The following is a 9,354-nucleotide window of genomic DNA, read 5'->3' as shown; positions in this document are numbered from 1 at the left end:
AGCCCTCTTCGCGCCAGCAGCGAGCATCTTCTCGCATGCCTGGGCTACGGCATCCTTCTCTCCGGAAATGACAACCTGGCCAGGACAGTTGTAGTTCGCCGGAATCACGACTCCTTCGACCTCCGAGCACAGCTGAGCGATGGTCTCGTCAGGAAGGTTGATGACCGCAGCCATCGAGCCAGGATTCATCTCGCATGCCTGCTGCATGGCCATCGCACGCTCATAGACGAGCTTCAGGCCATCTGCAAAGGACAGCGCGCCAGATGCAACGAGGGCTGAGAATTCACCGAGGGAGTGTCCTGCGACCATGTCCGGATGCTCATCCTGGTCCATCATGCAGATGGCGGTAATCACAGAATGGAGGAAAACCGCAGGCTGGGTCACGCGGGTCTGGCGAAGCTGCTCGTCAGTTCCCTCGAACATGATGTCTGTGATCCTGTATCCGAGTATCTCGTTAGCCTGCTCGAACAACTCCTTGGCACGTGGTGATCTCTCGTAGAGATCCTTGCCCATTCCCACGAACTGGGAACCCTGCCCTGGAAAAAGAAAAGCCTTCATATCCTAGAACATCTCCTGAGTTATCACCATGCTGGAGAATCCGCCGTCACTGTAGAGGTTCTGCATGGTTATCTTCCTGGTATAGTCGCTGAAAAGGGTCACGAGGTAGTCGGCGCAGTCCTCTGCGGACGCATTTCCGAGCGGCGAGAGCCTGTCAGCGTAATCGAACATCTTGTCCATACCGGCTATTCCCTGACCTGCCGAGGTCATGGTCGGAGACTGGGAGACGGTGTTGACCCTGACGCCGTTGCGGCGACCGTAGATGGTGCCGAAGTTCCTGGTGATGGACTGGAGGAGAGCCTTCGCATCCGCCATGTCCGAGTACCCACCGACCGCACGGTCAGCGGCGATGTAGCTGAGCGCCACCACCGAGCCGTTGTCATTGAGCGCATCCTTCGCATAGAGCACCTTGAGGAGCTTGTGGAAGGAAACGGCAGAGATGTCCAGAGTCTTCGAGAGGAAGTCGTAGTTGAGAGTCTCGTATGGAATGTTCTTCCTGATGTTCGGAGACATGCCCACAGAGTGGAGGACGAAGTCGAACTTGCCGCCGAAATGGCTCATGGTCTCGTCCACGAGCTTCTCGAGGTCCTCGATGCTGGTTGCGTCTGCGACCACCACCGGAGCCGAGCACTTCTGTGCGAGCTCATCCATTGTTCCGAAACGGAGCGCCATCGCCGTGTTTGTAAGCACGATTGACGCACCTTCGCGCACTGCAGCCTCAGCCGCCTTCCACGCGATTGACTTATCGTTGAGGGCTCCGAAGATGATGCCCTTCTTTCCTTCAAGTATCCCTGCCATAATTTTCGATTTTTACATCCCGCCGCAGCAGTTGATGACCTGGGCGTTCACATAAGCTGACATATCCGATGCCAGGAAAAGTGCCACTCCAGCAACGTCACATGGGGTTCCTGGACGTCTGAGAGCGATACGGCCCTTCCAATCCTCGACCACATTCTCCGGCATTCCGGCAGTCATGTCGGTGAGTATGAAGCCTGGAGCGATACAGTTCGTGCGTATGCCCTTAGGGCCCATCTCCTTGCCCAAGGAGCGGCTCATTCCTATCAGGCCGGCCTTGGCCGCTGCATAGTTGCACTGGCCTGGATTGCCGTTGACACCGACTATGCTGGAGATGTTGATGATGCTGCCTGATTTCTTGCGAAGCATGAAAGGAAGCACCGCCTGGATAGTGTTGAACGAAGACTTGAGGTCGACCGAGAGCACATCGTCCCAGTCCTTCTCACTCATCCTCAGGAGAAGGCCGTCTCGTGTGATTCCTGCATTGTTCACCAGGATGTCCACTCCACCCATCTCCTTGACAAGCTCCGGAAGCCTTTCTGCGACCTCGGACTTGTCTGCGACGTTCAGGCGCATTGCCACGACGCGGGTTCCATAAGAGCGGAGACGCTCAAGTTCCTCAGAAGAACTCTCCGGTTCGCGAGTGGTTGTGACGATGAGGTCGGCACCTGCGGCCGCGAAACTCTCCGCAATCGCATATCCTATTCCACGAACTCCACCGGTGATGATTGCCACCTTGCCGCGGAGCAGATTTGGTATATTGATCATATTATTCGTTTGGTGCTACGAGGGCCACGCTCAAGTGTGCAGAACAGCAGAGCTTTCCGCCAACGGTGGCCTTGGATTCAACAAAAACGAGGTTTGCCCTGCATTCCTTGAGCTTCGAATGGGTCTCCACGACGTCGCCCGGATGCACCGAGCGTTTGAAGCGGACGCTCTCCATACCCACGAACATAGGTACGGTCTTGCCGTCGAGCTTCTCCTGAAGCAGCAGCGCAGAGCCCTGGCCCATCATCTCGCAGAGTATGACCCCGGGAACGGTCGGCATGCCCGGGAAATGGCCCTGGAGGAAGAACTCGTCCCCCCTTACCTCGTATCTTGATACGCAGCTGTCGCCCTCGAGATGCATCTCGTCGACCAGGAGCATAGGCTCCCTGTGCGGCAACAGCTTCTTTATTTCTTCTCTTTCCATCTTTATCTGAACGATTTCAACATACTTAGAACCTCCTGAGGACTATCGCGGCATTGTGTCCGCCGAAACCGAGCGAATTGGACATGGCAACGTCGATGTCCATCTTGCGGGCCTGGAGCGGTGCATAGTCGAGGTCGCACTCCGGATCCGGTTCGGTGAGTCCGATGGTCGGTGGAACCATGCCTTCCTGGATTGCAATGGCGCAGGCCACAGCCTCGATTGCGCCGGCAGCACCAAGCATGTGTCCGGTCATGGACTTCGTCGAGCTGACCACAGCTTTGCGTGCCTGATCCTCGCCGAGGGCAAGCTTCATCGCGAGAGTCTCGCACTTGTCGTTGAGGTGGGTTCCGGTACCATGGGCATTGATGTAGAGCGATTCTCCGTCCTTGAATCCGGCCTGGTCGAGCGCATGCTTCATGGCTCTTGCCGCGGGCTTTCCATCAGGAGAAGGTGCGGTCACATGGTGTGCGTCGCAGGTGTTTCCATATCCGGCGAGTTCAGCGATGATATTCGCTCCGCGGGCCATCGCATGCTCATATTCCTCGAGAATCACGACACCGGCGCCCTCTCCGATTACGAATCCGCTTCTGCGTGCGTCGAACGGAAGACAAGCCTTCATTGGATCAGCTTCGGTCGAGAGTGCACGGGCATTCTGGAAACCTCCGAGAGCGATAGGATTGATGGCTGCCTCGCTACCGCCTGCGACGATTGCGTCTGCGTCTCCCCTGCGGATTGCAAGGAAAGCCTCGCCTATCGCATTGGTTCCGCTGGCGCAGGCTGACACGGTGGTGAGGCATGGGCCCTGGGCACCGAGTCTGATGGCTACGTTAGCGCCACCTATGTTTGCGATCATCATCGGGATGAAGAGTGGCGAAACCATACCGCCGCCATTCTCTATCATGTTCTTGGCCTGACGTACGAAGGTTTCAAGACCACCGATTCCGGAGCCCATGTAGACTCCGAGTCTCTCCGAAGAGATATTCTCGTCCACCTTGAGTCCGCTGTGTTCCATCGCCTGGAGCGAAGCCGCCACTGCGAACTGGCTGTAGCGATCGCTCCTGCGAGCGTCCTGGGTCGTGAGGCCATGCTCGGCAGGCACGAAGTCCCTGACCTGTCCTGCGACCTTGATATTGATACCCTTAGCCTCCTCTGAGTCTCCGAGATCGAGCTCTGAGATGCCACATTTTCCGGCCATCAGCGAGGTCTTGAAGTCCTCGACACTATTGCCGATTGGGGATATGACTCCCATTCCTGTAATGACTACGCGTCTTTCTGTGTTCATGTCGGATTAAAAATCTTTTTGTATCTTGCGCCGTTTTTACGTGTAAGATTCTAGACCATGGAAATGCCAAAATACCTGTTTTCGAAAGGATTTCTGACGGTTTCCGTCCTTGTCATATTCCTTTTCTCCATACCTTTCCTCCTGATATACAGGCCGTTCTCGGCAACTATCTGGATAGGCTTCCAACCAGCCAGACACTTCGCTTTCACGATATTATTCTACCTCATCGCCATCCTTCTGATGGGTCTGAGCAAGATAGCCATGTACCACTTCCAGTCGAGGAGGGTCCTCACTGCCGGCAAGTTCGTACTCTGGGCTATTTCTGAATATCTCGTGATCGCGCTCGTATACCTCGCGCTTACTCCGGCAGCGACGGGAAACACCCTGCATACCGATCTGCCTCTGATCTTCAAGGCGGCGCTCTGCGTGGGCCTCATTCTCGCAATCCCCTATGGCTACCTGTCGCTGATTGCGGCAAACAGAGCCCTCAGGGAGGAATATGAAGCCCTCCGGGCCGGGATAGGTTCCGAGGATCAGAGCGGGAAGCTACTGCTCCACGACTACAAGGGAGATCCGGCAATCGCACTGGATGTAGATTCTATCTTCTACATGGAAGCCCAGGACAATTACGTTCAGATCTACTACGAGTCGGAAGGAAAGCAGCACAAGTACATGCTTCGTTGTCCTACCCAGAAACTCGAGTCCGCAATCGCAGGAACCACGCTCGTCAGGTGCCATCGTTCATATATCGTGAACCTGGGCCATCTCGAGCAGTTCATGCGAGGTCACAATTGTGCGACCATCGTTCTCGACAATCCCGACCGTAAGGAGGTTTCAGTTTCAAAGAGCTATTATAAACAGACGCTTGCGCGTCTTCTTGAACTCAATCCTTCGCAGGACAAGTTCGTCAAGCGTACATAAAACGCTTGATGCTGCCCTTAGGTGTCTTGGCAAAAGCCTCGAACCTGAGCTCGAAGGTGTTCACGGCCGAATACTTAGGTATCTGGCTGTTCAGGTAGTTGATGTTCTCCTTCATTACAGCATTCACGGTCTGGGCATCGAAGCCAGCCTCCTCCACGGCATTTCCGTTAGGGACGATGATGGCGTGGATCGCATTGTTCCTCATCACAACGATGGACTCGGCAACATAAGGAAGAGAATTGAGGACAACCTCGATCTCCTCAGGGAAGATATTCTGTCCGTTGGTTCCGAGTATCATGTTCTTGCAACGGCCTGAGAGGAAGAGGATGTTGTCCTCGTCGATGATGCCGACGTCACCTGTCCTGAGCCAACCGTCTGCAGAAAGTACCTCCTTGGTAGCCTCAGGGTTCTTATAGTATCCCATGAATACGATGTCGCCCTTTACGAGCACCTCGCCAGGGATGGTATGTGGCATAGGCGAATTGACCTTGACGTCGATATAGTCCTTGTATACCATACCACAAGACTTCGCCTTGTAGTTGCCCACAGGTCCGAGAGAGATCACAGGTGCGGTCTCAGTCATACCGTATCCGGTGATGAAAGGAGTCTTGAGCTTGAATGCGAGCATTGACTCCACATCTGGCGGAATCGCTGCGCCACCGGTTGCGAAAGCCTCGAGACGGCCGCCCATGGCGTCCATCACCATCTGTCTGAGTTCGTCGCAGAACTCTGGGTTCTCCTCGTAGTTGTCGAGCTTTGCCTTGTTCTCCTCGTCCTTGAGCACATCGCCGAGCACATAGTCGACGAACTTGCTGAGGATGAGCGGAACTGCGAAGAACACCGCTGGACGGAGCTCCAGGAATGCTTCCTTGAGCGTACTTGGGAGAGGGAGCCTGCCGAGTATGCAGAGATGCATACCGACACTGAGAGAAGTCACGCCGTCGACGGTAAGACCGAAGATATGGGCATAAGGAAGAACGCTGAAATGATTCTCGCCACGACGCATAGGGAGTTTCTCGCTGACGAGCTTGACATTTGCGCTGAAGTTCCTCACGTTGAGCATTACGCCCTTAGGATTGCCTGTCGAGCCGGAAGTATACATGATAGCACACATATCGTCCATTCCGATCTCAGGAGCATTTGCGATCCTGTCAAGGAAGTCCGACTTGCCATATCCCTGAGGATATTTTGCATCGAATGCCGCATAGCGGTTGTTGTATACAGCCTCGAATCCGTTTCTCGAAGCGAGAAGTTCGCCGGACTCGACGTCGATTGCCGCAAGAAGCTCTGGCATGGACTCGAAGTCCATCGCCGAGAAGATTGCCTTCTCCGTATAGAGAATGCGGCTATCCGAATGTGATACGAGTTTCTGGGTGTCGGCTGGGGTGAAGCCGTTGAAGAGCTGGACGCTCACATAGCCGCCGGTTACGGATGCCATGAATACTGTCATCCAGTTAACGCCGCTCTTTGCATTGATGGAGATCTTGTCTCCTCTCTGGAGTCCGGCTGCGCTCCACATATCCTGGAGGACTGCGATCTCTTTGGCGAATTCCGAATAGTTAAGTTCCTTCACGTGAAACTGCGAGATTGCCTTGTTATCCCAGCAATCCGCCACTGAAGAATGGAACAGTTTGATGAATGATTCCATATAGTTCTGAGGTTTGGTTTCACCGCAAAGTTCTATATGGAATATGCAATGGAATGCACTCTATTGCCCATTTGTGCCGAACGGACCCGCCATTTGTGGCGATTCGGCCCTATACTGTGGCGAATGGAACATGTGTTTTGGGAGAATTTTCAGCCTATCTGAGCTTCTGACCGAGCAGACATCCGAGCCATGCGGCCAGGACGCATACGACAACGGTGCCGAGCGCGTAGAGAAGTGCCGGTCCGAACTTGCCCTGCTGGAGGAGGTTCACCGTCTGGTTGGAGAAGGTACTGAAAGTCGTGAAGCCGCCGCATACTCCGACCGTCGCGAGCAGCAGCCATGTGCCCTGCTGGCACGATGAGACGAGCACTCCCATGATGAATGAACCGATCACGTTCACTGCGAAAGTTGAAAGATTGGACGACCAGCCGAGTATATTGCCCAGCTGGGTCATTCCGTAACGGAGCATGGCGCCGAGCGCACCTCCGAGACCGACCGCGAGAAAGTTTCTTAACATAGCTTAGTAGCGGATTTTGATTCTACCTTCCGGATTTGCGTATCGGACAGGAATGACTCCGCCGAGGTTTTCCGTGATATAGCGCTCGAGTATGTCCACGTCGTCGATCTTCGTGTCCACGGTCTTCGTGCCCTGGAACAGATGCTCATATCCGTCGCCGTGCTCTATGAGAAGATAGGTGCTTCCGGACACGGTGTATAAACGGTCACGCTGGAGAGGCTCGTACTCCCCTTCCTTGTTGAGGACCATGGCATTGTCCACTCTCCTCTTATCGCCCTCGAAGCTGACCAGTATCTTGTTCGAATCGATGCGTGCCGGGCTGTCGATGCGTACGTTCACGTCGAACTTGATTCCGGACACCTGCAGGAAGCCGCCGAACTCGGCAGGAAGCGTCGCCACCGAGAACTCGAGTATGTCCAGTATCTGCTGGCCGCTGAGAGTCGTTATACCTATAGTGTTACGGAACGGGAAGCAGGTGAAAAGGTCGTTGTAGGTGACATCGCCCTTATTGATGGCAGCGCGGATCGAGCCACCTCCGAGCATGGATATCTCGGTACCCATCGTGAGTCTGATGGCATCGGCGCAGAAATCGCCGAGTCCGGACTCCCTCTCCCTGACGATGCGTGGACTCGAGGCATCGGCGAAGATCATCTCCGTCTCGCTGCGTCCGACCACACGCGAACCGACGGATTCGTAGTCCTTCTTCACCTTGTCAATGACGGCAAGAGTAGCTGCGTCTCTCTCCTTGACCTTCGAGCTGCGTATGAGCTTTGCTGAGATCTTGCCCTTGGGTGAGATGGTAAGACAACCCACATAGTCGAAATAGGAACCGGTCTGAGTCAGCATCACAGGCTCTCCATCCATGTTCCTGCGGTGACATGCAGGAAGGAAATGGTGCGAATGTCCGTCGAGAACCACGTCTATTCCGCGTGTGTTTGCGATAAGCTCATGGGAATTGATCGGGTCGAAATAGATGTCGTCTCCCAGGTGCGAAAGCACAATCACGTAGTCAGCGCCCTCCTTGCGTGCATTATCCACAGATTCCTGCACGACTTCATATAGATTATCTGCACAGAGCGAGTAGACCATGTTACCCTTGTCATCCTGGAAATATGAAGGGACGGACGAGACGAAGCTATATGGGGTCGATATTCCGAGGAAAGCAACCTTCACTCCGCCCATCTGGAAGATCTTGTACGGAGCAAACATTCTGCCCGTCCTCAGGTCATAGAGATTGCAATCCACGATGGTCGCGTTCAAGGCCTTGGACAGTTCCGCAAGTCGAGGCATACCATAGTCGAACTCGTGGTTTCCGAGAGTCACGGCGTCATATCCGGCTGTATTCATGATCTCGACAATTGATCCACCTTTCGTGCTGGCACCGAGGCTGGCACCCTGAACATAATCGCCGCTCGAGACAAGGCAGGCATCAATTCCCGCATTGAGTGCGTCCTTCTTGAGTTTCGCGGCAACTGCATATCCGTCGACATGGCTGTGGACATCATTATCGAAAAAGATCACGGCCTGTGCCTTCGATTTCTTAGGGATGAATCTTTTCGCATATGCCGGCTCTGTGCCAATGCTCATGCAAAAGGCAATTGCTACAACGGAAACAATATATCTGAAGTAGTTCTTCATATCAACGTCAGTTTACAACACAAAATTAGCAAAGATTTCCGTTTGCGATTGTGCACTTTTTCATATATTTGTGATACCATAGAGTTAATGGACACAAATTCACTCAATAAACCACTAAATTTTTAACAGATGAAAAAGTCTTTGTTCACATCTTTGGCAGCTCTCGCTATCTGCATGGGTGCCAATGCACAGGAAATCAAGGAAGACTTCAAGCCTTCTGAGCTCAATCAGCCAGGTCAGGAGTATCCTATGGTAAACTCTCAGGGTTATGCACGCTTCCGCATCAACGCTCCAGGTGCAGCAGAGGTTAAGGTAAGCCTCGGTCTCGGTGGGCAGGGTGGTACCACTCTCAAGCACATGGGTGACGGTATCTGGGAAGGTACAACCTCAGGTCCAATGGACGAGGGATTCCACTACTATCATGTATCTATCGACGGCGGTATCTTCAACGATCCTGGCACCAACAACTACTACGGCTCAACCCGTTGGGAGTCTGGTATCGAGATCCCTGCTCACGACGCAGATTTCTACGCAGAGAAGAACGTACCTCACGGAAACGTACAGCAGGTTCTCTTCTGGTCTGAGAGCACCAAGCAGCTCCGCAAGGCTTTCGTATACACTCCTGCAGGTTATGGCGATCCTAAGAACAAGACCAAGTACCCTGTACTCTACCTCCAGCACGGTTGGGGTGAGAACGAGTATGCATGGTCTAACCAGGGCCACGCAAACCTCATCATGGACAACCTCATCGCTGAGGGTAAGATCAAGCCTTTCATCATTGTCATGACCTACGGTATGACCAA

Annotated in this window: 10 protein-coding genes; 2 read left to right on the top strand and 8 right to left on the bottom strand. The window is 53.8% G+C overall.

Annotated features, from left to right (window positions below; genetic code table 11):
• The 5 genes from AC06ND_RS10055 to fabF form a co-directional block, all read right to left on the bottom strand.
• On the bottom strand, positions 1 to 558 hold a 558-nt coding region (locus tag AC06ND_RS10055; RefSeq protein WP_475678845.1), incomplete at its 3' end, for an ACP S-malonyltransferase.
• A gap of 3 nt (positions 559 to 561) precedes the next feature.
• Positions 562 to 1,356, bottom strand: a complete 795-nt coding sequence (locus AC06ND_RS10050; RefSeq protein WP_475678844.1) for an enoyl-ACP reductase FabI — start codon at positions 1,354 to 1,356, stop codon at positions 562 to 564.
• A 12-nt stretch (positions 1,357 to 1,368) separates the two neighbouring features.
• On the bottom strand, positions 1,369 to 2,121 hold the full coding sequence (gene fabG / locus AC06ND_RS10045; RefSeq protein WP_475678843.1) for a 3-oxoacyl-ACP reductase FabG: 753 nt from the start codon (positions 2,119 to 2,121) through the stop codon (positions 1,369 to 1,371).
• Position 2,122: 1 nt separating this feature from the next.
• Positions 2,123 to 2,545 carry a 3-hydroxyacyl-ACP dehydratase FabZ gene (gene fabZ, locus AC06ND_RS10040; protein WP_475678842.1) on the bottom strand — a complete coding sequence of 141 codons (423 nt, stop codon included), beginning with the start codon at positions 2,543 to 2,545 and terminating at the stop codon, positions 2,123 to 2,125.
• A gap of 25 nt (positions 2,546 to 2,570) precedes the next feature.
• A complete protein-coding gene (gene fabF, locus AC06ND_RS10035; RefSeq protein ID WP_475678841.1) occupies positions 2,571 to 3,827 on the bottom strand; it encodes a beta-ketoacyl-ACP synthase II in 1,257 nt (418 codons plus the stop codon).
• Between the two features lie 63 nt (positions 3,828 to 3,890).
• Here fabF and AC06ND_RS10030 point away from each other — a divergent pair, with 63 nt between their 5' ends.
• Positions 3,891 to 4,748 (top strand): LytTR family DNA-binding domain-containing protein, encoded by an 858-nt coding sequence (locus AC06ND_RS10030; protein WP_475678840.1) that lies wholly within the window; start codon positions 3,891 to 3,893, stop codon positions 4,746 to 4,748.
• Here AC06ND_RS10030 and AC06ND_RS10025 read toward each other — a convergent pair.
• The 3 genes from AC06ND_RS10025 to AC06ND_RS10015 form a co-directional block, all read right to left on the bottom strand.
• Positions 4,735 to 6,396, bottom strand: a complete 1,662-nt coding sequence (locus tag AC06ND_RS10025; RefSeq protein WP_475678839.1) for an AMP-binding protein — start codon at positions 6,394 to 6,396, stop codon at positions 4,735 to 4,737. The two genes, AC06ND_RS10030 and AC06ND_RS10025, sit on opposite strands and share 14 nt — an antisense overlap.
• Positions 6,397 to 6,550: 154 nt before the next feature.
• Positions 6,551 to 6,913 (bottom strand): fluoride efflux transporter CrcB, encoded by a 363-nt coding sequence (gene crcB, locus AC06ND_RS10020; protein WP_475678838.1) that lies wholly within the window; start codon positions 6,911 to 6,913, stop codon positions 6,551 to 6,553.
• Between the two features lie 3 nt (positions 6,914 to 6,916).
• The gene (locus tag AC06ND_RS10015; RefSeq protein ID WP_475678837.1) at positions 6,917 to 8,500 is read right to left on the bottom strand and encodes a bifunctional metallophosphatase/5'-nucleotidase; all 1,584 of its coding nucleotides are present in this window, start codon (positions 8,498 to 8,500) and stop codon (positions 6,917 to 6,919) included.
• 180 nt (positions 8,501 to 8,680) lie between these two features.
• On the opposite strand from AC06ND_RS10015, the gene AC06ND_RS10010 reads away from it, so the two are divergent.
• A partial coding sequence (locus AC06ND_RS10010) for an alpha/beta hydrolase (RefSeq protein ID WP_475678836.1) occupies positions 8,681 to 9,354 on the top strand: 674 nt, incomplete at its 3' end.

This window comes from Candidatus Cryptobacteroides sp. (assembly GCF_056207615.1).
Note: the sequence above shows the minus strand (reverse complement) of the source record. Positions and strands in the feature narration are given on the sequence as shown.

Coding starts and splice junctions, on each gene's coding strand:
- AC06ND_RS10030 (WP_475678840.1), top strand. CDS start 3,891: ATGCCAAAATACCTGTTTTCGAAAGGATTTCTGACGGTTTCCGTCCTT.
- fabG (WP_475678843.1), bottom strand. CDS start 2,121: ATGATCAATATACCAAATCTGCTCCGCGGCAAGGTGGCAATCATCACC.
- fabF (WP_475678841.1), bottom strand. CDS start 3,827: ATGAACACAGAAAGACGCGTAGTCATTACAGGAATGGGAGTCATATCC.
- AC06ND_RS10025 (WP_475678839.1), bottom strand. CDS start 6,396: ATGGAATCATTCATCAAACTGTTCCATTCTTCAGTGGCGGATTGCTGG.
- fabZ (WP_475678842.1), bottom strand. CDS start 2,545: ATGGAAAGAGAAGAAATAAAGAAGCTGTTGCCGCACAGGGAGCCTATG.
- AC06ND_RS10050 (WP_475678844.1), bottom strand. CDS start 1,356: ATGGCAGGGATACTTGAAGGAAAGAAGGGCATCATCTTCGGAGCCCTC.
- AC06ND_RS10015 (WP_475678837.1), bottom strand. CDS start 8,500: ATGAGCATTGGCACAGAGCCGGCATATGCGAAAAGATTCATCCCTAAG.
- crcB (WP_475678838.1), bottom strand. CDS start 6,913: ATGTTAAGAAACTTTCTCGCGGTCGGTCTCGGAGGTGCGCTCGGCGCC.